The organism is Novosphingobium colocasiae (assembly GCF_014652555.1).
Taxonomy (GTDB): Bacteria; Pseudomonadota; Alphaproteobacteria; order Sphingomonadales; family Sphingomonadaceae; genus Novosphingobium; species Novosphingobium colocasiae.
The window spans coordinates 36315-60897 of the sequence record NZ_BMZA01000011.1 but is presented as its reverse complement, the minus strand read 5'-3'; the positions used below and the strand labels follow the sequence as shown (position 1 = coordinate 60897).

The window sequence follows — 24583 nt, the reverse complement described above, 5'->3', positions numbered from 1 at the left end:
AAGACGATGGGAAAGAGCATTGCTTTGACGCAAGGCCACGATATCGCAAAGGTGGGCGTGTAGGAAAGTTGGCGGGCGGTTTAGGGGTTGAGTAAACTGCCACCGTAGCCCGGCACTCACCTCGGACACCCTTTTTGGGCGGAAGTCATAAGGGGGTTCGATAAACTGCAGCCGTAAATCTGAACTCAAAGTCCATGCCCACGCGTCAAACAAAGCGATGATTAGTCAAGCCCGCAACAGCCAAAAGGCTGAAAAGGAATTAAAGAAATTTTACTACTCGGATCAGTTGTATGAACCGCCGAAAATTGATTATAGATAAGGCCGTCATGGAGCAATGAGAGATTAAAAGCATGGCTACGAAGGCGGTGGGCACACCCGAGCATGCCAATGAAGCATCAGCTGGTTCGATGGAATTTAAGACCTTTAGAGCGGATGATCGAGGAAGCTTGGAGTTGGTCATCGCGTTTAGCGGGCCCGTCGGGTCGGGGGTGTCAACAGTATGTGATCAATTGAGCAATTTGCTGATTTCCGAATTCGGATACGAAACAAAATATATCAAGGTCAGTGATATAATTAGGGATCATGCGCACGAAATAGGGATGAATCTGTCAGACGTTAATAGCCCCACCGAACGCGTCGACCAATACCAGAGCGCAGGAAATAAACTCCGTAATAAAAAGATATCTTACCTCGCAGATCGCGTTATTGAAACGATAAATTTATTTCGTAGAGATAGTGGCGGGGTCTTGGTTCAAGAAAATGCGCCCGATATTGCGGTCAGAAAAAGAATTGTCTATATAGTGGATTCATTGAAGAATCCCGCTGAGGTCAAGCGGCTTCGACAAATATATGGCGACCTTTTCTGGCATATTTCCGTGTTCGCTCCGGAAAATATTAGAGAAAAACGCTTAGTCGATGGGGCCATAGATCAAAATTCTGTTAAGTATATTATGAATCGGGATGAGTATGAAGGGCCAAAAAATGGACAGCAGGTCAGCAAAACCGCTCACCTAGCAGATTATTTCATTAGAAATCATACCGACGTCGTTGATAATGTTAAGCCAGCGATTAAACGCTTCCTTGATGTCATATTTGGAACCAAACTTCACACTCCAACTCATGACGAAACAGGTATGATGAAGGCTGCCTCCGCCGCCACGAAGTCAGCCTGCATGTCACGGCAAGTTGGGGCGTCAATCTACAATAAGTCGCATGAGTTAATTGGTGTTGGATGGAATGACGTCCCTCGCTCCGGTGGGGGCCTATATTCTTCTGATCTAGAAGAATCTGACGATAAAAGATGCTATAAATGGGGCGGAAAAATTTGTCATAACGATGCTCGAAAGCATAAACTAGCCACCTCTATTGCAAAATCATTGACATCGGATGGCTCTAACGAAAGCGGCGTGCGTGATATAGTAGCGAAAGTTTCAGGTTCTGACGCTCGAAATCTTATTGAATTTTCAAGATCCGTTCACGCAGAGATGGAGGCAATAGTATCAGTTGCAAGAATCGGGAAAGGATCAACTGTTGAAAGTACGCTGTATACGACTACCTTCCCCTGCCATAATTGTGCCCGACACATAGTTGCGGCAGGCATCACTCGGGTTGTTTTTATCGAACCATACAGCAAGAGTTTGGCCCTCGATCTCCATTGGGACTCCATCACGCTGACAGATGAACCTAGGAAGGTCCATTTCATACAATATGAGGGTTTCGCCCCTCGTGCATCAATGCGGGTATTTTCGAGCCTTGGGAGAGAGCGGAAGGACGATGCAGGCAAGTTCATCGAAAAAGGTCGTCGTGATGCCGAACCGCTCTTCCTCCACCCACTTGATTCATATATGTCGAGCGAGGAACTGGTGATTCAGGAGTTGACCCAGTTGCAAGAGGGATAGCATGGCAAAAAATAAACTCAGAAGTCAGAATTCTGGCCAGTTTTCTATGCTGTTACCAATTCCTGGGGGAGCACGTTCGGTGCCGTCTGGAACAGTGAAGCCAGTTGAAGCGCCCCCTTCAGGGCTTGCCCAAGATCATCGTCAGGCTGCTCTTCGCAACTTAGAAAAGTCGGGCTTGATTATTAAACCCTGTAAACCAGCCTAGGCCAATCCTGCTACCTAGGAGGCATATGGATTATACCTCCGGCCGCAACAAATTCGAATCCCCATAGCTGTAGAACCGGTACCCCTCGCCGATCGCGTGCGCGTAAACCGCCTGCAGCCGTTCCAGCCCCATCAGCGCGCTCACCAGCATGAACAGCGTCGATTTCGGCAGGCGGAAGTGGTCATCAGGCCGTCGATCGCGCAGAAGCGGTAGCGGGGGGTGATGAAGATCGCGGTGTCGCCTTCGAAGGGTTCGATCGTGCCGTCCGGGGCGGCGGCGCTTTCGAGGAGGCCCTGGGCGGTGGTGCCGGCGGCGATGATGCGGCCGAGAGAATATAGCGGCGGGTCACTCCCGCTCCTGCGCCTCGATCGCCGCCAGATCGGCGTCGAGCCGCGCCATGAAGGCTTCGCCATCGCTGCCCTGCCCGGCGCGCAGCGAGGCCATTCCGGCCGCGATCTTGTCGCGCAGCGATGCCTTGTAGAGTTCCTGCATCTGGTCGCGCTCGTCCATCAACCGCAGCGCCTCGCGCACGACCTCGCTCGCCGACGTGTAGCGCCCTGCACTCACCTTCTGGTGGATCAGCGATTCGAGTTCAGGTGTCAGGCTGACATTCACGGCAGAGCTCCGGCATGATCGCCAGCCATGGTACCCTGATAACGATATTTAGCAAAGTTCGTTATCGGCTCCGCCTTCACGGCAACAGCAGCGAACTGTCCCCATAGCTGTAGAACCGATATCCCTCCCCGATCGCATGGGCATAGACCGCCTGCATCCGCTCCAGCCCCATCAGCGCGCTCACCAGCATGAACAGCGTCGATTTCGGCAGGTGGAAGTTGGTCATTAGGCCGTCGATCGCGCGGAAGCGGTAGCCGGGGGTGATGAAGATCGCGGTGTCGCCTTCGAAGGGGGCGATGGTGCCGTCCGGGGTGGCGGCGCTTTCGAGGAGGCGCAGGGCGGTGGTGCCGGCGGCGATGATGCGGCCGCCGGCGGCGCGGGCGGCGTTGAGGCGCTGGGCGGTATCGGCGTCGATCCGGCCCCATTCGGCGTGCATTTTGTGTTCGGCGGTATCCTCGGCCTTGACCGGCAGGAAGGTGCCGGCACCGACATGGAGGGTCAGCGTCTCGCGGCCGATGCCCGCCGCGTCGAGCGCGGCGATGAGGTCCGGGGTGAAATGGAGCGAGGCGGTGGGCGCGGCCACCGCGCCGTCGCGGGCGGCGAACATGGTCTGGTAATCGCTGCGGTCGGCCTCGTCGGTCGCGCGCTTGCCGGCGATGTAGGGGGGCAGCGGCATGCGCCCGGCGCGTTCGAGCAGGACTTCGACCGGCTCTTCACCGTGGAACGCGAGGGTGATGCTGCCGTCTTCGTGCCGCGCTTCGGCGGTGGCGGTGACGCCGGCGGGAAAGGCGATCTCGTCACCCTCCTTCAGCCGCTTGGCGTTGCGCACGAATGCCTGCCAGCGGCGCAGGTCCAGCCGCTTGTGTAGCGTGGCCCCGATCCGCGCCTGGCCGCGCGTGCCCTCAAGCTGGGCGGGGATGACCCGAGTATCGTTGAACACCAGCACATCGCCTGCGCGCAGCAGCGCGGGCAGATCGCGGACGTGGGCATCGCGCAAGGGGGCATCGCCGGCGGCCACCAGCATGCGCGCGGCATCGCGCGGGCGCACCGGGCGCAAGGCGATGCGCTCTGGCGGCAGGTCGAAGTCGAACAGGTCAACCCGCATCAGCGGAAGGTCCGGTTCAGTCCGACCTGGAATTGCTGAGCTGGCTGGCGGTGACCGGAGCCGCCGGAGCGACCGGAGCGGTCTGCGCCGGGGGAGCCGCCAGGTTCTGCGAAGCGAGCGAGGCCTGGACGATCTTCGTGGGGTCCGCCGGCGGTTCGCCGCGATGGATGGCATCGACGTATTGCATGCCCGCGATCACCCGGCCGAACACGGTATATTTGTGATCGAGCGCGAAGCGCGGATAGAATACGATGAAGAACTGGCTGTTCGCGCTGTTCGGTTCCGCCGTGCGCGCCATCGAAACCGTGCCGCGCAAGTGCGGCATGGCGTTGAATTCGGCCTGGAGATCGGGCAGCGGCGAACCGCCCTGCCCGGTGCCGGTGGGGTCGCCGGTCTGCGCCATGAAGCCGTCGATCACGCGGTGGAAGATCTGGCCGTTGTAGAACCCTTGCGACACCAGCGTCTTGATCCGCTCGACATGGTGGGGGGCCCATTCCGGCATCAGCCGGATCGCCACCCGGCCGCCGTTCGACAGATCGAGGATCAGCACGTTCTCGGGCTGGTGCGACTGGTCCGTGTCCACCACCGTCGGCAAGGCGGGCGCGGCGGGGGTGACCGGGGCCGGCGTCTTGTCCTTGGCGGCCAGCGCCGGGGCCATCAAACCGGTCGAGGCAAACAGGGCAGCAGCGGCAATCAGGCGAAATTTCATCTGCTTCTCTCAACCATGGTGCGCATCTTGATCGCAGCGCAGATAGAGCCAAGGCGCTGACGTGACAATGAACGGATTCATTAAGGTGTTTCGGCAGGCCGCCGCTCAGTAATCGCCCATCAGGCCGTTGGCCTCCACCCGCTCGACCACGTCCTTGCGGACCTCGGCGCTGACGAAGCGGGTGATATCGCCGCCGAACATGGCGATTTCCTTGACCAGCTTGGACGCGATCGGCTGCAGGCTGACGTCGGCCATCAGGAACACGGTCTCGATCTTGGGGTTGAGCTGCTGGTTCATGCCGGCCATCTGGTATTCGTATTCGAAGTCCGCGACCGCGCGCAGGCCGCGCACGATCACGTTCGCGCCCTGCTTTTCCGCGAACTTCATCAGCAGCGCGTTGAAGCCGACCACGCCGACGTTTTCGATGCCCATTTCGGCAACCTCGCGCTCGACCATGGCGATGCGTTCGGCCGGGGTGAACAGCGGGTTTTTCGACGGATTGGTGGTGACGCCGATGATCAGCCGGTCAACCAGCTTGGCACCGCGCCGGATGATATCGGCATGCCCTTTCGTGATCGGATCGAACGTGCCTGGATAGACACCGATCCGTTCCCCCCGCGGATTGCTCATCAATGGTCTCTTTCGACAATGAAGCGCGCCAACGCGCGCAGAAGATCCGCCTCGGCCCCGTGTTGCGCCAGGTGCGAGACCGCCTGATCGACCAGCGCGAACGCCTGATCGCGGGCGCGATCGGCCCCCAGCAGCGACACGAAGGTCTGCTTGCCCGCCGCCGCATCCTTGCCCACCGCCTTGCCGGCCAGCGCCGCATCGCCCTCGTGATCGATCAGGTCATCGACGATCTGGAAGGCAAGGCCGATATCGCGGGCATAGCCGCGCAGGTGCGTGCGACCTTCGGGCGGCAGCCGCCCCAGGATCGCCCCCATCTCCACCGCCGCGCCCAGCAGCGCCCCGGTCTTGAGCTGCTGCAGCCGGGTTACCGTCTGCAGATCGAAGGTGCGGGTTTCGGCGACGATATCCATCATCTGCCCGCCGGCCATGCCCTGAACCCCGCTGGCCGCCGCCAGCGTGCGCACCAGTTCGATCCGCACGAACGGATCGGCGCTGGTGGCGGGATCGGCGAGCAGGTCGAACGCCAGGGCGTGCAGCGAATCGCCCGCCAGCACCGCCGTCGCATCGTCGAACGCGACGTGGACGGTGGCCTTGCCGTGCCGCAGGGCATCGTCATCCATGCAGGGCAGATCGTCATGGACCAGCGAATAGACGTGGATCGCCTCGATCGCCGCGCCCACGCGCAGCGCGCTTTCGCGGCCGACGCCGAACATTTCCGCCGTCGCCATCACCAGCAGCGGCCGCAGCCGCTTGCCGCCGCCAATCGCCGCGTGCCGCATCGCTTCATAAAGCCGGGCGCGCGGATCGTCAGGCACGCTGAGCACCGCGTCGAAGAAGCCATCGATGTCACGCGCGATTCGTTCCAGCTCGTCAACGAGAAGATCGGACCGGGTGGCCGGCGCGTCCACCATCAGCGGTCCGCCGCGTCGAACGGCTGGGTGCCGGCAGGCTGGCCGTCCGCGCCCTGCACCACCCGTTCGATCCGCGCCTGCGCCGCGTCGAGCCGCTGCTGGCAATGCAGGCGCAGTTTCTCGCCCTGCTCGTAAAGCGAGATGGAATCGTCGAGCGTCGCGTCCCCGCTTTCCAGCCGCCGCACGATATCCTCCAGCGCCTTGAGGGCATCTTCGAAAGTCATCTCGGCGATCTGGGCGCTGGCATCGGTCATGCCGACAGCAATGGCCGTCCGCCGGTTTGCGGTCAAGCGGGGCATTGGCGGTTATGCGGCGGCAGGCCCCTCACCCCCTAGCGCGCGCTATAGGACGAGGCTAAGGCGCGAACCCATGAGCGGAATCACCCCTGACGTCGTCGAGGCGCATGGCCTCAACCCCGAAGAATACGAGCGCGTGCTCCATGCGCTGGGTCGCGAACCCAACCTGGTCGAGCTGGGCATCTTCTCGGTCATGTGGTCCGAGCATTGCTCGTACAAGTCGAGCCGGTTCCATCTGAAGAAGCTGCCGACGCAAGCACCCTGGGTGATCCAGGGACCGGGCGAGAACGCCGGGGTGATCGACATCGGCGATGGACAGGCCGCCATCTTCAAGATGGAGAGCCACAACCACCCCAGCTACATCGAGCCTTATCAGGGCGCGGCAACCGGCGTGGGGGGCATCCTGCGCGACGTGTTCACGATGGGCGCGCGCCCGGTCGCCAACATGAACGCGCTGCGCTTTGGCCGGCCCGATCACCCCAAGATGAAGCATCTGGTGCAGGGCGTCGTCGCCGGGATCGGTGGATACGGCAACTGCGTGGGCGTGCCGACGGTGGGTGGCGAGACCAACTTCCACAAGGCCTATGACGGCAACATCCTCGTCAACGCGATGACCGTGGGCGTGGCGGATACCGACAAGATCTTCTACTGCGCCGCCACGGGCCTCGGCAATCCGATCGTCTACGTCGGCTCCAAGACCGGCCGCGACGGCATCCACGGCGCGACGATGGCCAGCGCCGACTTCGACGAGCACAGCGACGAGAAGCGGCCGACCGTGCAGGTGGGCGATCCCTTCACCGAGAAGCTGCTGATCGAGGCCTGCCTGGAGCTCATGGCGACCGACGCCATCGTCGCGATCCAGGACATGGGCGCGGCCGGCCTCACCTCCTCCTCGGTCGAAATGGCCAGCAAGGGCGGCGCGGGCATCCGGCTCGACATGAACAAGGTGCCGTGCCGCGAAGAGGCGATGACGCCTTACGAGATGATGCTGTCCGAATCGCAGGAACGCATGCTGATGGTCCTCCAGCCGGGCAAGGAAGCCATGGCCGAGGCGATCTTCCGCAAGTGGGAGCTGGATTTCGCGGTGATCGGCGAAGTGACCGATACCGGCCACATGGTGCTGGAATTCAACGGCGAAGTGGTCTGCGACATCCCGCTCGGCCCGCTGGCGGACGAAGCCCCCGAGTATGAGCGGCCTTATGTCTCGCCCGAAGAATACCGCGAATGGGCTGCCGTTCCGGCGCTGGGCGAGGTGGCCGAGAGCGCCGATATCGGCGCGGACCTGCTGACGCTGATGGGCAGCGCCGATCTCGCCAGCCGGGCGTGGATCTGGCAGCAGTACGATAGCCAGGTCGGCGCGGACACCATGCAGAAGTCCGGCGGCGATGCGGCGGTGGTGCGGGTCCACGGCACGCGCAAGGCGCTGGCGATCAGCACCGACTGCGCGCCGCGCTATTGCTACGCCGATCCTTACGAAGGCGGCAAGCAGGCGGTGGCCGAAACCTATCGCAACATCAGCGCCGTCGGCGGCCTGCCGCTGGCGATCACCAACTGCCTGAACTTCGCCAATCCGCAGCGCCCGCAGATCATGGCGCAGATCGTCGGCTGCCTGAACGGCATGGGCGATGCCTGCCGCGCGCTCGACTATCCGATCGTCTCGGGCAACGTCTCGCTCTACAACGAGAGCAAGGCCACCGGCGGCGGCTCGGCCATCCTGCCGACCCCGGCGATCGGCGGCGTCGGCCTGCTGGCGGATCATGACCAGATGGCAACGATTGCCTTCAAGGCGGCGGGCGAGGACATCCTGGTGCTGGGCGGCGAAGGCACGCACCTGGGCCAATCTCTGTGGCTGCGCGAAATCACCGGGGCCGAAGCGGGCGAACCGCCCCACGTCGACCTCAAGGCCGAAGCCGCCAACGGCGCGACCGTGCGCGGATGGATAAAGGACGGCCACGTTACCGCCGTCCATGACATCAGCGACGGCGGCCTGCTGGTCGCGCTGGCGGAAATGGCGCTGGCCGGCAACCTCGGCTGCACGCTCGACGCGGCCCTCACAACCGCGCAGGCGTTCGGCGAGGACCAATCGCGCTATATCGTGACTGTCCCGGCGGGGACGGCACTGCCGGGTGCGGTCAAGATCGGCACCGTCGGCGGCTCCGCCGTTGCCGGGGTGGAGATCGCCGCGCTGCGCGAAGCCAACGACGCCTTCTTCCGCGACTGGATGGAAGGATGAGTTCCGGGTCCATCCGTGTCGGCATCGGCGGATGGACCTATGAGCCCTGGCGTGGCGGGGCCTTCTATCCCGAAGGGCTGCCGCAAAAGCGTGAACTCGAATACGCCGGGCAGCACCTGACCGCGATCGAGATCAACGCGACCTATTACGGCCGGCAGAAGGCCGAAAGCTTCGCCAACTGGGCTGCTGCCGTTCCCGAAGGTTTCCGGTTCAGCCTCAAGGCATCGCGGTTCTGCACCAATCGCAAGGTGCTGGCCGACGGCGCGGAATCGATAGAGAAATTCCTGACCCAGGGCTTCACCCGGCTGGATGACCGGCTCGGCCCGATCCTGTGGCAGTTCATGGCCACCAAGCATTTCGATCGCGAGGACTTTGCCCGCTTTCTGGATCTGCTGCCCGATGCACAGGACGGCACGGCGCTGCGTCATGCGCTGGAAGTGCGGCACGAAAGCTTTCGCGATCCCGCCTTCATCGACCTTGCCCGATCGCGCAACATGGCGGTTGTCTTCGCGGACCATGACCAATTCCCGCAGATCGACGAGCGGACCGCCGATTTCAGCTACGCCCGCCTGCAACGGGCGACGGCCGATTGTCCGACGGGGTATGACGAGAAGGCGCTCGATCGCTGGGCGGACAAGGCCCGCGAATGGTCCAAGGGTGGCGACGCCTATGTGTTCTTCATTTCCGGTGCCAAGGAGCGCAATCCTGCTGCGGGGCAGGCGCTGATCGCAAGGTTGAATTGACCCACCCGAAGGCCTGAAAAGTATCCACCCCCAGCCCCTCCCGCAGGCGGGAGGGGAGCGAGACTTGGTGAGCCTTGGGCGAACCTTAGTCGCAGCGGGGTGGGCCTGCCACGGCCGCCCCTACCCCGCCCCTGAAGCCAGCACATTCACGGTCAGCGCCAAAATCCCGAGGTTGAAGGCAAAGGCGAACAGGCCGTGGAAGGTTGCCACGCGGCGCATGTGGCGGCCGGTTATCTCGATGTCGGCGGTCTGGCAGGTCATGCCGATGACGAAGGCGAAGTTCACGAAATCGGAGAAATCGGGCTCGTCGTCGCCCGGAAAGTCCAGCCCCTGGCAATCGCCACCGTCATGCGCGGTGTAGTAGAGCCGGGCATAGTGGAACGTCAGCACCAGGTTCGTGAACGTCCAGCTTGCCAGCAGCGTGCAGACCAGCAGCGCAATCTCCCCCGCCCCCAGCACCTGCTTTTCGAGGATGAGCTGGGTCAGTGCCGCCAGCGCCACCACGCTGATGACGCCGCTCAGCAGCAGCAGCATGACCTGGCCGGCATCGTCGCGCTCGGCCTGCCGGCGGATCGCGTCGGGGCCGGAACGCCGCCACAGCGGGACGCAGGACAGGATGAACACCAGCACCGCCAGATCGAACCCGGCCACCAGCGCCTCGCCCCAAGGGATCAGGGCCGCGAACGCCGGGCCGCTGATTGCGAACACGGCGAGGAACAGTATGTAGCGCGGGTGCTTGATCTTGCTCGTCATCGCGTCCCCGTCCCGTTCCAGTCGGTTCGGCCTACACTGCCCAGTCGCGTTCGGGAATGCCCAGCAGCTTGAGCACGCTGGTCAGGTCTCCGGTGTCGATCCAGCCATTGGCGGCCTGCCGGGCCTTGGGCTTGGCGTGATAGGCCACGCCGTAGCTGGCCGCTTCCAGCATCGGGATATCGTTGGCCCCATCGCCGGTGGCGAGGCTGACCACATTCAGCCCGGCATCGCCGCCCGCCGCCGCGACCTCTGCCAGCAGCGTCGCCTTCTTGACCGCACTGTCGACGATCCCGCCGACGAGGCCGCCGGTCAGCTTGCCGTCGGCGACCTCCAGACGGTTGCCCACGACGGCATCGAACCCCAGCATCGCCCCCACCGGATCGGCGAAGTGGTGGAAACCGCCAGTGACCAGAACGGTGCGGCAGCCAAGCCGCTTCAGCGTTTCAACCAGCACCCGGGCTCCCGGCATGGGGCGGATGCGTTCGGCAAGACACTGATCGATAGCCGAAACGGACAGCCCCGCCAGCAGCCCGACCCGTTCGCGCAGCGCGGCGACGAAATCGAGCTCGCCCTGCATCGCGCGTTCGGTGATATCGGCAATCTTCGCTTTCAGCCCGGCGAAATCGGCGAGTTCATCGATGCATTCCTGCCCGATCATGGTCGAATCCATATCCGAGATAAACACGTGGGGGATGACCGGTTCGTGATCGGTGACAAGGCCGTCCGTGCCGTCGAAATGGGCATCGATCGCCGCGCGGAAAGCGGCCGCGTCATTGTCTGGCGAAGCGATCTGCATGGTGTCGCCCCGGAAATCGAGCATCGCCGCGCTCGCCAGGCTGATGCCGGCGCTTTCCATGTCCGCGCGGGCGGCGTCGATTCTTGCGGAGAGATGATCCGGTTCTGCTATCAGCCGGGCAATGAGCACCAATTCCATCCTCGATGACTGCGGCAAGCGTCCGCCGCTGGCGCTCATCGCAGGGCCGACGGCGAGCGGCAAGAGCGATTGTGCCGTCGCGCTGGCGCAGGAACTGGAGTGCCGGGGGCGGCGGGCAGTGATCGTCAACGCCGACAGTTCGCAGGTGTATGCCGACTTGCGGGTGCTGAGCGCGCGCCCCTCTGCCGAAGAGATGGGCGGCATCGATCACCGGCTGTTTGGCGCGTGGGACGGGGCACAGGCGTGTTCCGCCGCCGACTGGGCCCGCGCCGCGCGCGAAGAGATCGCCGCTGTCCACGCTGCCGGTAGCGTCCCGATCCTGGTCGGCGGGACCGGGCTCTATATCCGCACCCTGCTGGACGGCATCGCCCCGGTGCCCGCCATCGATCCGGCCGTCCGCGAGGTGGTGCGCGCCCTGCCCGTCACTGAAGCCTACGCCGCTCTTGCCGTCGAGGATCCGGATCGGGCGGCCCGCCTCTCCTCCGCCGACAGCGCGCGGATCGCCCGCGCGCTCGAAGTGGTGCGATCGACCGGGCAGCCGCTGGCGCGCTGGCAGGCGCAGACGCAAGGCGGCATCGGCGCGGCGGTCACGCTGTTTCCGGCGATCCTGCTGCCCGAACGCCAAGCCCTGTATGCCCGATGCGACCTGCGTTTCTCGACGATGATGGCGCGCGGCGCGCTGGACGAGGTGCGGGCGTTGCTGGCGCGCGATCTGGACCCTGCCCTGCCCGTCATGCGCGCGATCGGCGTGCCGGAACTGGCCCGCCACATCGCAGGCGATTCGTCGCTGGAGGCGGCAGCCGCCGCTGCGGCGCAATCCACCCGCCAATATGCCAAGCGCCAGTTCACCTGGCTGCGCCATCAGCCGCCCGCCGATTGGCCGTGCCTTGAATATGATAATTTCGACACACATTCTCTGCGAGTAATTTTATTTCGTTCATTTGGGTTGACGTAACATTTCCCGTCAACTAGAGACGCGCCAACCCCGCTGATGGAAGTATGCAGGGAGGAGAGGGCTGACCCGGCCGGCCATTGTCGTGCCGGGTCGGTTTCATTAGAGAGCGCGGCCGACTCCGGGTGACATGCCCCAACCGGCCAATCATGCGCATGTACCAGGAGCGTTTCCCGCCGGAGACGCGCCGGAGTTTGTGAAGGATACGTGTTGTGACGGAAGAGCGCAGTGGCGCGAGCATTCTGGTTGAAACTCTGCGGCAGCAGGGCGTCGAATTCGTATTCGGCTACCCCGGCGGCGCGGTTCTCCCGATTTATGACGCCATCTTCGGCGACAGCGACATCCGCCACATCCTCGTGCGCCATGAAGCCGGCGCAGTGCACGCCGCCGAAGGCTACGCGCGTTCCACCGGCAAGCCCGGTGTCGTCCTCGTCACCTCGGGCCCCGGCGCGACCAATGCCATCACCGGCATCGCCGATGCCTATATGGATTCGATCCCGCTGGTGGTCATCACCGGCCAGGTTTCGACCGCACTGATCGGTTCGGACGCATTCCAGGAAGCCGATACCATCGGCATCTCGCGCCACTGCACCAAGCACAATTACCTGGTCAAGGACCCGGCCCAGCTTGCCGCGACCGTCGACGAGGCATTCCAGATCGCCACCACCGGCCGCCCCGGCCCGGTGCTGATCGATATCCCCAAGGACGTCCAGGTCGCCACCGCGCCGTGGACCGATGCGCCTGTCCAGCGGCCGCAGCGCTATGCGCCGCGCACCGCCGGCAGCAAGGACGAGATCGCCCAGGCGGTAGACCTGATCGCGAACGCCAAGGCCCCGATCATCTACAGCGGCGGCGGCGTCATCAATTCCGGCCCGCGTGCGTCGGAACTGCTGCGCGAACTGCAGGCGCTGACCGGTGCCCCGCTCACCTCGACGCTGATGGGTCTGGGCGCGTTCCCGGCCGACCATGCCGACTGGCTGGGCATGCTGGGCATGCACGGCACTTACGAATCGAACATGGCGATGAACCAGGCGGACCTGATCATCTGCGTCGGTGCCCGCTTCGATGATCGTGTGACCGGCCGGCTCGACGCCTTCGCCCCGCATTCGACCAAGATCCACATCGATATCGATCGCTCGTCGATCAACAAGACGGTCCCGGTCGATCTGCCGATCGTCGGCGACTGTGCGCAAGTGCTGGACCAGATCATCGCGGCCTGGGGCAATCGCAAGCCGCAGGACCTGTCGGCATGGAAAGCGCGGATCGGGGAATGGCGCGCGCGCAAGAGCCTGGCCTACCCGTCCGATCCCAAGGCGATCATGCCGCAGCTTGCGGTGGAGCGGCTGTTCGCGCTGACGCGGGAGAAAGACCCGATCATCGCCACCGAAGTGGGCCAGCACCAGATGTGGGCGGCGCAGTACTTCCACTTCTTCGGGCCGAACAAGTGGCTGACCTCGGGCGGCCTGGGGACGATGGGTTATGGCCTGCCCGCCGCGATCGGCGCGCAACTGGGCAACCCCGACAGCCTCGTCATCGACGTGGCGGGCGACGCCTCGATCCAGATGAACATCCAGGAGCTGGGCACCGCCACGCAGTATCGCCTGCCGGTCAAGATCTTCATCCTCAACAACGAGTGGATGGGGATGGTGCGCCAGTGGCAGGAGCTGACGTATGAAAGCCGCTATTCGGAAAGCTATTCCGACAGCCTGCCCGATTTCGTGCGGCTGGCCGAAGCCTATGGCTGGAAGGGCATTCGCATCGAGAACGAGAGCCAGCTTGATGACGGCATTCGCGCGATGATGGACCATCCCGGCCCGGTCATCGTCGATTGCCTCGTGTCCAAGCTGACCAACTGCTTCCCGATGATCCCCTCGGGCGCGGCGCATACCGACATGATCCTGCAGGGCGACGTGGTTGCCGGCACGATGGACGACGAAGCCAAGGCGCTGGTGTGACATACGCCGATGTCATCGCACCTGTCAGGCCCGAGCTTGCGCCTGACAACGAAGCGGCTGCCGCCCGTGAACTGGCGGCGCTGTCCGATGTCGACGCGTGCCCCGAAGCCACGAGCGCGCAAAGCAATTCCCGATCGAGGAACGAGATGAAGATCAAGCAAGAGGCCGAAGAGCGCCACGTCCTGACCGTGATGGTCGATAACGAGGCGGGCATTCTGGCCAAGATCGCCGGCCTGTTCACCGCGCGCGGCTATAACATCGACAGCCTGACCGTGGCCGACATCACCGAGAACAACGCGGTGAGCCGGATCACCATCGTCACGCACGGCCCGCCGGCGCAGATCGACCAGATCCACGCCCAGCTCGAACGGCTGGTGCCGGTGCACAAGGTGGTGGACCTCACCGAAGTGGGCCCGTTCGTGCAGCGCGAACTGGCGCTGATAAAAGTGGCCGGGACCGGCGAGAAGCGCGTCGAGATGTTGCGCATCGCCGACGTGTTCCGCGCCAAGGTGGTCGACACCACGACATCCAGCTTCATCTTCGAACTGACCGGCGCGCCCGACAAGATCGACACCTTCGTCGGCCTGATGCGCGAGCTGGGGCTGGTCGAAGTGGGCCGCACCGGCGTGGTCGGCATGATCCGCGGGGCCGAAGAGGCCTGAGATTTCGAAACCCAAACTGAAACACACCAACCCGTCACCCTGAACTTGTTTCAGGGTCCATTTCTCCCCATAGCGCAGCGCTGCTGGCCGAATGGATGCTGAAACAAGTTCAGCATGACGAACATGGCAAGGAAGAGCGAAATGAAAGTCTATTACGACGCCGATTGCGATATCAACCTGATCACCGGCAAGAAGATTGCCGTGCTCGGCTATGGCTCGCAGGGCCACGCCCATGCCCAGAACCTGCGCGACAGCGGCGTCAAGGACGTCGCCATCGCCCTGCGCGAAGGTTCGGCCACCGCCAAGAAGGCGGAAGCCGCCGGCTTCAAGGTGCTGTCCAACAAGGACGCCGCCGCCTGGGCCGACATCATCATGATCCTCGCGCCCGACGAGCATCAGGCGGCGATCTATTATGCCGATCTGGCTGACAACATGAAGCCCGGCGCGGCGCTGGCCTTCGCGCACGGCCTCAACATCCACTTCGGCCTGATCGAAGCGCGCGCCGACATCGACGTCATCATGATCGCGCCCAAGGGCCCAGGCCACACCGTGCGCAGCGAATACCAGCGTGGCGGCGGCGTGCCCTGCCTCGTCGCCATCGCGCAGGACGTGACCGGCAATGCCCATGACATCGCGCTGGCTTATGCTTCGGGCGTTGGCGGCGGCCGTTCGGGCATCATCGAGACCAACTTCCGCGAGGAATGCGAAACCGACCTGTTCGGCGAGCAGGCCGTGCTGTGCGGCGGCGCGACCGCGCTGGTCCAGGCCGGCTTCGAAACGCTGGTGGAAGCCGGCTATGCACCGGAAATGGCCTATTTCGAGTGCCTGCACGAGCTGAAGCTGATCGTCGACCTGATGTATGAAGGCGGTATCGCCAACATGCGCTATTCGATCTCGAACACCGCCGAATACGGCGACATCACGATCGGCCCGCGCATCATCACCGAAGAGACCAAGAAGGAAATGAAGCGCGTCCTGGCCGACATCCAGTCTGGCCGCTTCGTCAAGGCCTTCGTTTCGGACAACCGCGCCGGCCAGCCCGAGCTGAAGGCGGCCCGCGGCCTCGCCAAGCGCCACCAGATCGAGGAAACCGGTGCCAAGCTGCGCGCCATGATGCCCTGGATCGGTGCCAACGCGCTGGTCGACAAGTCGAAGAACTAAGCGACGAACGGTTGCCGGGCGGCGCAGGCATTGCTTGCCTTCGCCGCCCGGGAACAATATCCCGGCCGCAGCGTCCATCCATGGAGCGCTTTCACCGGGAGGGCCCCGCCCCATGAAATTCAGTCAGTTCGTCGGACCGCTGAGCGCGGTTGCCGTTATCTCGGCATTCGGTGCCGCGCTGGCGGTATCCACTCCGGTCCCCGCCATGGACGCCGAGGCCAAGGCCTCCGCCACCACTACGCAATCGACCGCTGCGCTGGTCGAAGCCGGGCAGTACAAGGCTGATCCGGCGCATTCGTTTGTCACCTTCACGGTCGATCACTTCGGCGTCACGCCGTACACCGGGCTTTTCGGCGATGTGGACGGGACGCTGGTGCTCGATCCCGCCAAGCCGCAGGATGCCAAGGTCGACATGACCATCCCGGTCTCCAAGCTGACCGTGGCGAACGCCGGCTTGCGCGAACATCTGCTGGCCGCGCCCAAAGAGGCCGGCGGCAAGCCCGATTTCTTCGGCCCCGCTGCGGCCGACGCCCGCTTCGTATCCACCGGCATCACCAGCACGGGAGCCGAGACCGCGACGCTGAACGGCAAGCTCACGCTGAACGGCGTGACCAAGGACGTGTCGATGCCGGTGGAGTTCCATGGCGCGGCCAAGATGCCGCCGCAGATGAACAACGCGCTGTCGATCGGGTTCACCGCGCACACCGAAATCCGGCGCAGCGAATTCGGCCTGGGCTATGGCGTACCGATGGTCAGCGATGCAGTGAAGCTCGATATCGTCGCCGCCTTCATCAAGGATGCGCCCAAACCCTGACGCGATTATCACGCGCGGTTCAGACCGGATCGGCCATAAAGGGCAGACGAACCGCACAAGGACAATGCCGGATGTCGCTGACCACTCGATCGTTCACCGCCTTCGCCGTGCTGGGGCTTGCGGCCTGTAGCTCCGCCACTCCGCCCGCCGCCACCCCGCCGCCCGCGCAGGAGCAGCCCGATTGCGGTGCCGGCGCGCTGGGAAGCTATATCGGTACGCCCGGAACCGACGCCGCCATTGCGGCCATCCAGGCATGGCGCGGCGACAAGCCACTGCGGGTGCTGAAGCCGGGATCGGTGATGACGATGGATTACCGGTTCGACCGGCTCAACATCGAGCTGGACGACAAGGGGGTCATCAAGAGCGTGCGCTGCGGTTAGAGCACTTTCGGAAGTGCTCTAACCCGGAAAAGCCAGCTCGAGCGTTCTGCTTATACCTTGGGTAATCGCTTTCAATCGATCGAGATCGCTTGCGCCTGTGGCGCGCTCTGCGGCCATCGGCACTTCGCCACTTACGATTGTTTCCGGGCTTACCCGCCGCACGATATCCACCAGCGGCAGTTCGCCTTTGCCCGAAACAAGTCGCTGATGCGCTGCCTCATTCATATAGGCTTCCGGCCCAGCCGAATGAAGCGGTCCGTCGCAGAGCTGCAGATAGCCGATCAGGGCCGGATCAACCTGGTCCAGCTTTGCGAAGCCGCCGTTGCGCACGATATGCAGTGCGTCAATCAGCAACTTCAGGCTGGGCATCGCGACGATATCGATCAGTCGCAGCACCTCGTCCAGTGTGCCGAACGGAAAAAGAACGCAGGGCTCGATAAGAACAGTCACGTCATATTCGGCACCCATCACCGCAAGCGCCGCCATTTCATCGACCGTTCGTTTCCAGGACGGATCAAACGATACGGTGCTTACGCGGGCGACGCCGAGTTCGGCCAAAACCTCGAACCCATGTCGATGCCGTTACACCGAACTCTCGGGAACGATCGCGAACCCTTCAACGAGCGCGATGGAAACGCCTGCATCCCTGGCGGCAGCTATCGTCTCTCGGCGTACCGCAGCGTCCTCGCAAACCGAACGTAACGCCGCGTTCCAAGGATTGAAGTTCGTCGGCAAAGTGTTGAATAACGAAACATTGCGCGCCCCGGCCGCCGCAGCCGTGCGAATGAATTCAGGCAGCGGAGCACCGACCATCGACAGATAGTCTATTCCGATCCGGTCGGAGTTTCGCTGCGACATATCCACTCCCAATCCGACCGTATCCGAGGCCGCATCTGTGGGCCCTTATCAACCTTTTGTCTGTCAGGGACTGTACGATCAAGCAAAACTACCGCGCGATAATTGCGTCCTCAGGTGAATTTGGCCCTCGGTATCTGCACCGGGCCTAGGGTCAGGACACTAGATAGATGGGGCACAGTGCGCTCAATCAGCACCACAAGTTGGTTCGGATTTCACGCGCCTGGCGCTGGCCTGGATAGCCCCGCTCTCTCTCGTAGCTGGATGTAGGACCTTCGCGACCGCTCAGGCCACGTCCGCCACGTAGGAACCGCCTGATGCATCGTCGGCCCCGCCGGACGGCGATCCGATGCCATCGCCGTGCGGCCGGTTGGCCGCTTCGCAAGCGCGCATCGCCGCCAGCGCATCCGCAAAGCCCGCCATGTCGAGATCGACGAGGAGCTGCTTGCCGCGATAGAACTGGAACGATCCCGCCACCGCCACCGCATCCAGCAAGGCATCATCGACGTCCGACACATACGAAGTGCTGTCGGCATTGCGATGGCCCAGCGCCTGATAGGGCCGCGCATTGACCGGGTGCTCTCCGGCGGAAAACTGCACCGGGATCACCTTGTCATCGATGACGCCGCGGAACGCCTTATTGTAAACACCGAGATCGTGATGGTCGTCATGCAGGGTAATCAGCACCTGCGTCCCGTCGTCCCAGCCGGAATCGATGCTGCAGTCCGCGCCGGTGATCGACCAGGCGCTGTCGGCGCTGACCGGGTGGCGATCTTCCTGCGCCGCCAAGGGCAATGCCAGCAGGGCTGCGGCGAGAACGGGGAGTGCGAAGAACGGGCGCAACATGCACGATTGCTCTCACGGTTCGTCGCAGCGGGCAAGTGCGATCGCGGGTCCGTCGGGGGGCGGCGAACCGATTTCTCCGCTTTACTTTGGCAGGCGCAATCCCCATAGGCTCGATCCATGACCATCCGGCTCGGCCTTGACCTGCGACTTACCCGCCCTTGGGCGTGAGATGACGTGTCGCCTCGTGCGGCGCGCTCGGCGCCCAGGGGACCGATAGCACGCACCGCAGCAAGACCAGTTTTCCGAGCGAGTTTCATAACATGACCATGCTGAAAGACCCTTCGGTCAAGTATCGCGCGTTTCCTCAGATCAACCTGCCGGACCGCCAGTGGCCTTCCCGTATCATCACCAAGGCTCCGCGCTGGCTGTCAACCGACCTGCGCGACGGCAACCAGGCGCTGATCGACCCGATGGGCGCTGAGAAGAAGACGCGGTTCTTCGATTTGCTGGTGAAGGTCGGCCTCAAGGAGATCGAGGTCGGCTTCCCGAGCGCGGGCGCGACCGAGTTCGATTTCATCCGCAATCTCGTCGATAGCGGCCGGGTGCCCGATGACGTGCTGATCCAGGGCCTCACCCAGTCGCGCCAGGACCTGATCGAACGGACCTTTGAAGCGATGGCGGGGGCCAAGCAGGCGATCGTCCACGTCTACAACGCCGTCTCGCCGCTGTGGCGCGAGGTGGTGTTCGGGATGGACCAGAAGGACATCCGCGCCATCGCCGAAAACGGCGCGAAGATCATCCGCGACCAGATCGCCAAGTATCCGCAGACCCAGTGGCATGTGGAATATTCGCCCGAGACGTTCTCTACCGCGGAGGTCGATTTCTCGATCGAATGCTGCGCGGCGGTGATGGATATCCTCCAGCCGACCGTCGATCACCCGATCATCCTCAACCTGCCCGCCACGGTCGAGGCGGCGACGCCCAACATCTATGCCGACCAGATCGAGTATTTCTGCCGCAACCTGCCCGGCCGCGACAAGGCGGTGATCTCGCTGCACACCCACAACGACCGGGGCACCGGCGTGGCGGCGGCGGAACTGGGGCTGATGGCCGGGGCGGATCGCGTCGAAGGCTGCCTGTTCGGCAACGGCGAGCGGACCGGCAACTGCTGCCTGGTGACGGTCGCGCTCAACATGTACACCCAGGGCATCGACCCGGAACTGGACTTCTCGGACATCGACGAAGTGATCCAGACGGTGGAATACTGCAACCAGTTGAAGGTAGCCGAGCGGCACCCCTATGGCGGCGAGCTGGTGTTCACCGCGTTTTCGGGCTCGCATCAGGATGCCATCAAGAAGGGCTTTGCGGCGCAGGAGCGGCGCAACGACCAGCTTTGGTCGATCCCCTACCTGCCGATCGATCCCGCCGATCTGGGCCGCAGCTACGAAGCGGTGATCCGCGTCAACTCGCAATCGGGCAAGGGCGGGTTCGCCTGGGTGATCGAGCAGGACCAGGGCCTCAAGCTGCCCAAGCGGATGCAGGCGCACTTTTCGCGTCATGTGCAGGAGCTGGCCGACGAGCTGGGCCGCGAACTGCAGGCGGCCGATATCTGGGACGTGTTCCGCCGGGCCTATCGCCTCGACGAACCGCAGCGCTTCCAGTTGATCGACTGGGAAGAAGGCCGCACGCCGGACGGCACCCGGCTGTTCGCCGGCAAGATCGGCGTCAACGGCCAGGAACAGAGCGTTTCGGGCAAGGGCAACGGCCTGATCTCGTCCGTCGTCGCCACCCTTAACGAAAGCTTCGGGGTCTCGCTCGAAGTGCGCGACTATGCCGAACATTCGATGGGCAAAAGCTCCGACGCGCGGGCGGCGGCCTATGTCGAATGCGTGCTGCCCGATGGCCGCACGGTCTGGGGCGTGGGCATTGACGAAGATGTCGCCACCGCCAGCGTGCGCGCCGTGCTGAGCGCCGCCAACGCGGTCTGAGCGCCGCGCCGGTTGATTGCGCCACTTGCTCCTCCACCCTTGAGGGGGGAGGTTGGGAGGGGGTGTACCGCCGTCGACCTTTACGCGCTGCCTTGCGGCATCGCTCCCCCTCCCCCAGCCCCTCGCCGCCGGGGAGGGGAGCGGGTCAGGCGGTTGCGCCCCATAAGGCGTCGGCCATCGCGTCGAGATCGCCGAAATCGCTGCGATGGCCGCCCGGATCAAAGCGGTTGAGCCGTAGCTTTCGGCGCGAGCCTTCCAGCAGATAGCGCCGAAGCCCACGTTGCAGCAGGGTCAGCCGCATGCGGACCTGGCGGATGGCGGTGGCCGGATCCCTGCCCCGCCCGGTGGTCCAGCCGCGCTCGATCTGCGCCACCCGCTCGACCACCAGTTCTGTGTAGCGCGGGTGCGGCCCGCGATGCAGCGGCAGTGCCAGCCGGATCGCTGCCTGCTCGGCGCAAGGGAGCAGCAGGCCATTGTGGCGGAAATCGTCGAACCGCACATCGGCTATTGCCAGCATCCGGGCGAACTCCGGGCGGAACAGCAACTGGCGCGGCAGGAGGTGGTGGCGCTGCAGGCCCGGATCATAACCGGGCAGCCCCTCGCGGTTGACCGCGCGGAACGGCAGGAACGTGCGCGCCCCTGCCCCGGCCCCGCCTGCCCCTATGCCTTGCGCCAGACCCAGACCAGCTTGCCGTATTGCGAAGGCTCCGCGATCAGCCCCGGCATACCTTCGACAGGGCACGGCCGATCGAGCGGGCCGATGCGAGCGAGGAAATCGACGACGCGGATCGCCTGCTTGATCGCGTCCGCAGGGGCCTCATCCGATCGGCCTTCGATCCGCACTTCCTGACCGGTGAAATAGGCGAGCCCGCTGCTGGCCACGCTGCCGTCCTCCGCCCGGGTCAGCGCGGTCAGGCCGAGGGCAGGAAAGGCGCCGCCGGACAGCCAGTTCATGATGATCCGCACGAATGTACGCGGCTCGATCACAGTGCGCGCGGGGTGCCATTGCACCGCGACCACCGGCAGGTTCAGGACCAGGTTCGCCGCCAGCCCGACCATCGCACGCACAACCGGGGCCAGCGCCGCCCCGGCGCTGATATGGCCCGACGGCACTAGCAACACGGCCTCGCGCAGGCCGTCCGGAACATCCGCAGCGAACCCGTAGGCATGATCGAACGGCCGCGCCGGGGCCGCCGGGGCGGGCTGCAAGCCCGAAAGATCGAAGGCCAGCCCGCTGACCAAAATCTCGGCCCAGCCTTCCGACGGCGGGCTCACGTGCGTGATTGCAGCCCCCATCCCCGCATCGCCGGCCTGCGCCAGCACCCCCGCCATCTGCGCGGCATCGGGCCGTTCGCCCGCCGCGAACAGCAGCGACAGGCCGGCTTCGGGTATATCGCTGTGCTGTTCCGTGCCCAAAGCTTGCCATGTCCCACTGCCACGGGCCGCCGCCCGATGGCCTGAATAAGGTCATCTGAAACCGCAGTTCGCCGCACTATTATCGTCATCCCGGGCTTGACCCAGGAGACGATAATGGAAGGAACTCCTGTTCCGTCATATTAGGCATCAATCCATTGTCCGCGTCGAGCCCCTTGCAATATTGCAATCGGCCGCCCGGTCAGAAAATTCCCATTTCGAGACCTTGGGCGAAAGCCGCCCCAAGGTCGCGGCACGCCGCGTGCTGGTCGGCAGCCAGCATTTTGGGAGCCAGTATCTCTTCCGGCGTCTGCGCGCCCTGGTTGGCGATCAGCGGATCGGCGATCCTCCGCAGCCGCCAGCCGGTAACGATCCGGTCGATCTGCGCCGTCGCCCCGCGCCCGTCCGAACCGGCGGCGATCATCGTCGCATAGGGCCGCCCCTCCACCGCGCCGAGCAGCGGGTAATAGCAGCGGTCGAACATCTCCTTCATCATGCCCGACATCGTGCCGAGATTCTCCGGGCAGACGAACAGATACCCACCGCAGGACAGCAGCAGCGATGCAGCGACATCGGCCGCCGGCACCAGCAGCGCCTGCGCCCCTGCACCCTCCGTCGCCGCCTCGGCCATAGCCCGCGCCGCGCCGGTGCGGCTGTGCCACACCACCGCCAGCCTTGGCCGTCGCTCCGCATCCGTCTGCAAGCTGCATTTCTCCCCGAAATAACGCCGGTGCTGTAAACAGCCGGGCCCGGCTGCCCTTCCCCCGGCGCGATCATGAGACTACCGTTGCGCCATGGTATCGCAATCCCTGGGCGTATTGGGCGTGGAACGCTCGCTGTCGGGCAAAGTGTGGCGCTGGCGCGGCGGCAACATGGACTTGTCCGAAGGCGGCGGGCCCGGCCTGTCCGACGACATCGTGACCCAGCTCCTGCTGTCGCGCGGCGTCGCGCGGGAAGACCTGGAACGTCATCGCACTCCGTCGCTGCGCGCCTTCCTGCCCGATCCTTCGGCCTTTCGCGACATGGATCAGGCCGCCGAACGTCTGGCGCAGGCGGTGCTGACCGGCGAGGCGGTGACGGTCTACGGCGATTACGACGTCGATGGCGCGACCAGCGCCGCCCTGCTGATCCGGCTGCTGCGCGATCTGGGCCTTGAGGCGCGCTACTACATCCCCGATCGCCTGCTCGAAGGGTATGGCCCTTCAGGTGAAGCGCTGGTGCGCATCGCGCAGGAAGGGACCAGCCTGATCGTCACCGTGGACTGCGGGGCGATGGCGCACGAAGCGCTGGAGATGGCGCACGGCGCGGGCGTGGACGTGATCGTCGTCGATCATCACAAGTGCTCGGCGCAGCTTCCGCGTGCCGCCGCGCTGGTCAATCCCAATCGGCTGGACGAAAGCCCCATCGCGGCGGCGCACGGCCATCTGGCAGCGGTCGGGGTGGCGTTCCTGCTCGCCGTCGCGACCTTGCGCGTGCTGCGCCAGCGCGGGTTCTTCACCGGTCGCGCCGAGCCGGACCTGTTTGCCCTGCTCGATCTGGTGGCGCTGGGCACGGTGGCCGATGTCGCGGCGCTGCACGGGCTCAACCGGGCGCTGGTGGCGCAAGGGCTCAAGGTCATGGCCCGGCGCGACAACATCGGCATGGCGGCGCTGATCGACGCCAGCCGGCTTGGCCGTGCGCCGACCTGCAGCGACCTCGGCTTCGCGCTGGGCCCGCGCGTCAACGCCGGTGGCCGGGTGGGCGAGGCAACGCTCGGCGTGCGGCTCCTGACCACCGGCGATGCCGAGGAAGCGCGCGTGATCGCCGCCCAGCTTTCACGCCTGAACGACGAGCGCCGCGCCATCGAGCAGGCGGTGCAGGAAGCCGCCGAACAGCAGGTGGACGCCCAGCACAACCGTTCGGTGATGGTGCTGGCCGGCAGCGGCTGGCACCCCGGCGTGATCGGCATCGTGGCCGGACGGATCAAGGAAAAGACCGGCAAGCCGGCACTGGTCATCGCCCTGGATGCTGACGAAGCGGGGAACGGCAAGGGATCGGGACGCTCGATCGCTGGAGTAGACCTCGGCGCGGCGATCATCGCGGCGCGCGAGGCAGGGCTGCTGGTCGGCGGCGGCGGGCATGCGATGGCGGCGGGGCTCACCATCGCCGCAGACCAGCTCGATGGCTTCGCCGGCTGGCTCGACGAACGGCTTGCCGGTGATGTCGCGCGCGCGAGCACCGGCCGTTCGCTGCCGCTGGACCTTGCGCTGGCCCCCGGCGGGCTGGTGCCGGCGCTGGTGGAAACGCTCGAAGGGGCGGGACCTTACGGCATGGGCTGGCCCGGCCCGCGGGTGGCGGTGGGCCCGGTGCGGATCGTCAAGGCCGATGTCGTCGGCAACGATCACGTCCGCCTGATCGTCGGCGGGCAGGACGGCGCGCGGTTCAAGGCGATGGCGTTTCGCGCCGGGGAAACCGAGCTGGGCCAGGCCCTGCTCCACGGCGCGCAAGGGCGGCGGCTGTGGCTGGCCGGGCGCGCCAGGATCGATGACTGGGGCAGCCGCCCGGCGGCCGAACTGCACATCGACGACGCCGCATTCATCGACTGA

25 protein-coding genes and 1 pseudogene are annotated in these 24583 nt (G+C 64.4%); 11 read left to right on the top strand and 15 right to left on the bottom strand.

Going from position 1 to position 24583, the window contains the following annotated elements; genetic code table 11:
- The first annotated feature begins 350 nt into the window (after positions 1-350).
- On the top strand, positions 351-1898 hold the full coding sequence (locus IE122_RS13630) for an anti-phage dCTP deaminase (RefSeq protein WP_189621723.1): 1548 nt from the start codon (positions 351-353) through the stop codon (positions 1896-1898).
- A gap of 235 nt (positions 1899-2133) precedes the next feature.
- On the opposite strand, the pseudogene IE122_RS13625 reads toward IE122_RS13630, so the two are convergent.
- From IE122_RS13625 to IE122_RS13595, 7 genes and pseudogenes are all read right to left on the bottom strand, one after another.
- Positions 2134-2429 (bottom strand): annotated as a pseudogene (locus tag IE122_RS13625) (S-adenosylmethionine:tRNA ribosyltransferase-isomerase); the annotation flags it as partial.
- A gap of 19 nt (positions 2430-2448) precedes the next feature.
- Positions 2449-2718 carry a type II toxin-antitoxin system ParD family antitoxin gene (locus IE122_RS13620; RefSeq protein WP_189621722.1) on the bottom strand — a complete coding sequence of 90 codons (270 nt, stop codon included), beginning with the start codon at positions 2716-2718 and terminating at the stop codon, positions 2449-2451.
- Between the two features lie 76 nt (positions 2719-2794).
- Positions 2795-3823: a tRNA preQ1(34) S-adenosylmethionine ribosyltransferase-isomerase QueA gene (gene queA / locus IE122_RS13615; RefSeq protein WP_189621721.1), complete on the bottom strand. Its 1029-nt coding sequence runs from the start codon at positions 3821-3823 to the stop codon at positions 2795-2797.
- A gap of 16 nt (positions 3824-3839) precedes the next feature.
- Positions 3840-4532 carry a peptidylprolyl isomerase gene (locus IE122_RS13610; RefSeq protein WP_189621720.1) on the bottom strand — a complete coding sequence of 231 codons (693 nt, stop codon included), beginning with the start codon at positions 4530-4532 and terminating at the stop codon, positions 3840-3842.
- A gap of 105 nt (positions 4533-4637) precedes the next feature.
- Positions 4638-5162: a pantetheine-phosphate adenylyltransferase gene (gene coaD, locus IE122_RS13605; RefSeq protein ID WP_189621719.1), complete on the bottom strand. Its 525-nt coding sequence runs from the start codon at positions 5160-5162 to the stop codon at positions 4638-4640.
- Entirely contained in the window at positions 5162-6073 is a 912-nt protein-coding gene (locus tag IE122_RS13600; protein WP_189621718.1) for a polyprenyl synthetase family protein, read from the bottom strand. Before IE122_RS13600 ends, coaD begins: the two co-directional genes overlap by 1 nt.
- The gene (locus IE122_RS13595; RefSeq protein WP_189621717.1) at positions 6073-6327 is read right to left on the bottom strand and encodes an exodeoxyribonuclease VII small subunit; all 255 of its coding nucleotides are present in this window, start codon (positions 6325-6327) and stop codon (positions 6073-6075) included. Before IE122_RS13595 ends, IE122_RS13600 begins: the two co-directional genes overlap by 1 nt.
- A gap of 115 nt (positions 6328-6442) precedes the next feature.
- On the opposite strand from IE122_RS13595, the gene purL reads away from it, so the two are divergent.
- Both purL and IE122_RS13585 read left to right on the top strand, forming a co-directional pair.
- Complete coding sequence (purL, locus tag IE122_RS13590) at positions 6443-8602, top strand: phosphoribosylformylglycinamidine synthase subunit PurL (protein WP_189621716.1); 2160 nt, start codon at positions 6443-6445, stop codon at positions 8600-8602.
- A complete protein-coding gene (locus IE122_RS13585; protein ID WP_189621715.1) occupies positions 8599-9345 on the top strand; it encodes a DUF72 domain-containing protein in 747 nt (248 codons plus the stop codon). Before purL ends, IE122_RS13585 begins: the two co-directional genes overlap by 4 nt.
- Positions 9346-9465: 120 nt before the next feature.
- On the opposite strand, the gene IE122_RS13580 is transcribed toward IE122_RS13585, so the two are convergent.
- Both IE122_RS13580 and serB read right to left on the bottom strand, forming a co-directional pair.
- Complete coding sequence (locus IE122_RS13580) at positions 9466-10098, bottom strand: DUF1345 domain-containing protein (RefSeq protein WP_189621714.1); 633 nt, start codon at positions 10096-10098, stop codon at positions 9466-9468.
- Positions 10099-10129: 31 nt separating this feature from the next.
- Positions 10130-11023, bottom strand: coding sequence for a phosphoserine phosphatase SerB (gene serB / locus IE122_RS13575; RefSeq protein WP_373299139.1), 894 nt, complete (start codon positions 11021-11023; stop codon positions 10130-10132).
- Between serB and miaA the strand changes: the two genes are divergently transcribed.
- The 6 genes from miaA to IE122_RS13545 all read left to right on the top strand — a co-directional run bounded on the left by miaA (position 11016) and on the right by IE122_RS13545 (position 16956).
- Positions 11016-11987: a tRNA (adenosine(37)-N6)-dimethylallyltransferase MiaA gene (miaA, locus tag IE122_RS13570; protein ID WP_189621713.1), complete on the top strand. Its 972-nt coding sequence runs from the start codon at positions 11016-11018 to the stop codon at positions 11985-11987. The genes serB and miaA overlap by 8 nt on opposite strands.
- A 209-nt stretch (positions 11988-12196) precedes the next feature.
- Positions 12197-13939: a biosynthetic-type acetolactate synthase large subunit gene (ilvB, locus tag IE122_RS13565; RefSeq protein ID WP_189621712.1), complete on the top strand. Its 1743-nt coding sequence runs from the start codon at positions 12197-12199 to the stop codon at positions 13937-13939.
- Between the two features lie 146 nt (positions 13940-14085).
- Positions 14086-14601, top strand: coding sequence for an acetolactate synthase small subunit (gene ilvN, locus IE122_RS13560; RefSeq protein ID WP_189621792.1), 516 nt, complete (start codon positions 14086-14088; stop codon positions 14599-14601).
- A gap of 141 nt (positions 14602-14742) precedes the next feature.
- Positions 14743-15762 (top strand): ketol-acid reductoisomerase, encoded by a 1020-nt coding sequence (gene ilvC, locus IE122_RS13555; protein WP_189621711.1) that lies wholly within the window; start codon positions 14743-14745, stop codon positions 15760-15762.
- Positions 15763-15874: 112 nt separating this feature from the next.
- On the top strand, positions 15875-16576 hold the full coding sequence (locus IE122_RS13550) for a YceI family protein (RefSeq protein ID WP_189621710.1): 702 nt from the start codon (positions 15875-15877) through the stop codon (positions 16574-16576).
- Positions 16577-16647: 71 nt separating this feature from the next.
- Positions 16648-16956, top strand: a complete 309-nt coding sequence (locus IE122_RS13545; protein WP_189621709.1) for an I78 family peptidase inhibitor — start codon at positions 16648-16650, stop codon at positions 16954-16956.
- 18 nt (positions 16957-16974) lie between these two features.
- Here IE122_RS13545 and IE122_RS13540 read toward each other — a convergent pair whose 3' ends face one another.
- The 3 genes from IE122_RS13540 to IE122_RS13530 form a co-directional block, all read right to left on the bottom strand.
- The gene (locus tag IE122_RS13540) at positions 16975-17514 is read right to left on the bottom strand and encodes a sugar phosphate isomerase/epimerase family protein (RefSeq protein ID WP_189621708.1); all 540 of its coding nucleotides are present in this window, start codon (positions 17512-17514) and stop codon (positions 16975-16977) included.
- A gap of 24 nt (positions 17515-17538) precedes the next feature.
- Entirely contained in the window at positions 17539-17814 is a 276-nt protein-coding gene (locus tag IE122_RS13535) for an IolE/MocC family protein (protein WP_189621707.1), read from the bottom strand.
- 282 nt (positions 17815-18096) lie between these two features.
- Complete coding sequence (locus IE122_RS13530; RefSeq protein WP_189621706.1) at positions 18097-18657, bottom strand: hypothetical protein; 561 nt, start codon at positions 18655-18657, stop codon at positions 18097-18099.
- Positions 18658-18917: 260 nt separating this feature from the next.
- Between IE122_RS13530 and leuA the strand changes: the two genes are divergently transcribed.
- Positions 18918-20585, top strand: coding sequence for a 2-isopropylmalate synthase (leuA, locus tag IE122_RS13525; protein ID WP_189621705.1), 1668 nt, complete (start codon positions 18918-18920; stop codon positions 20583-20585).
- Positions 20586-20730: 145 nt separating this feature from the next.
- On the opposite strand, the gene IE122_RS13520 is transcribed toward leuA, so the two are convergent.
- The 3 genes from IE122_RS13520 to IE122_RS13510 all read right to left on the bottom strand — a co-directional run bounded on the left by IE122_RS13520 (position 20731) and on the right by IE122_RS13510 (position 22629).
- The gene (locus IE122_RS13520) at positions 20731-21327 is read right to left on the bottom strand and encodes an AHH domain-containing protein (protein ID WP_229814163.1); all 597 of its coding nucleotides are present in this window, start codon (positions 21325-21327) and stop codon (positions 20731-20733) included.
- Entirely contained in the window at positions 21246-22001 is a 756-nt protein-coding gene (locus tag IE122_RS13515) for a hypothetical protein (RefSeq protein ID WP_229814162.1), read from the bottom strand. Before IE122_RS13515 ends, IE122_RS13520 begins: the two co-directional genes overlap by 82 nt.
- A gap of 199 nt (positions 22002-22200) precedes the next feature.
- Positions 22201-22629 carry an NAD(P)H-dependent oxidoreductase gene (locus tag IE122_RS13510; RefSeq protein ID WP_189621789.1) on the bottom strand — a complete coding sequence of 143 codons (429 nt, stop codon included), beginning with the start codon at positions 22627-22629 and terminating at the stop codon, positions 22201-22203.
- Between the two features lie 163 nt (positions 22630-22792).
- Here IE122_RS13510 and recJ point away from each other — a divergent pair, with 163 nt between their 5' ends.
- Positions 22793-24583 (top strand): single-stranded-DNA-specific exonuclease RecJ, encoded by a 1791-nt coding sequence (recJ, locus tag IE122_RS13505; RefSeq protein ID WP_189621704.1) that lies wholly within the window; start codon positions 22793-22795, stop codon positions 24581-24583.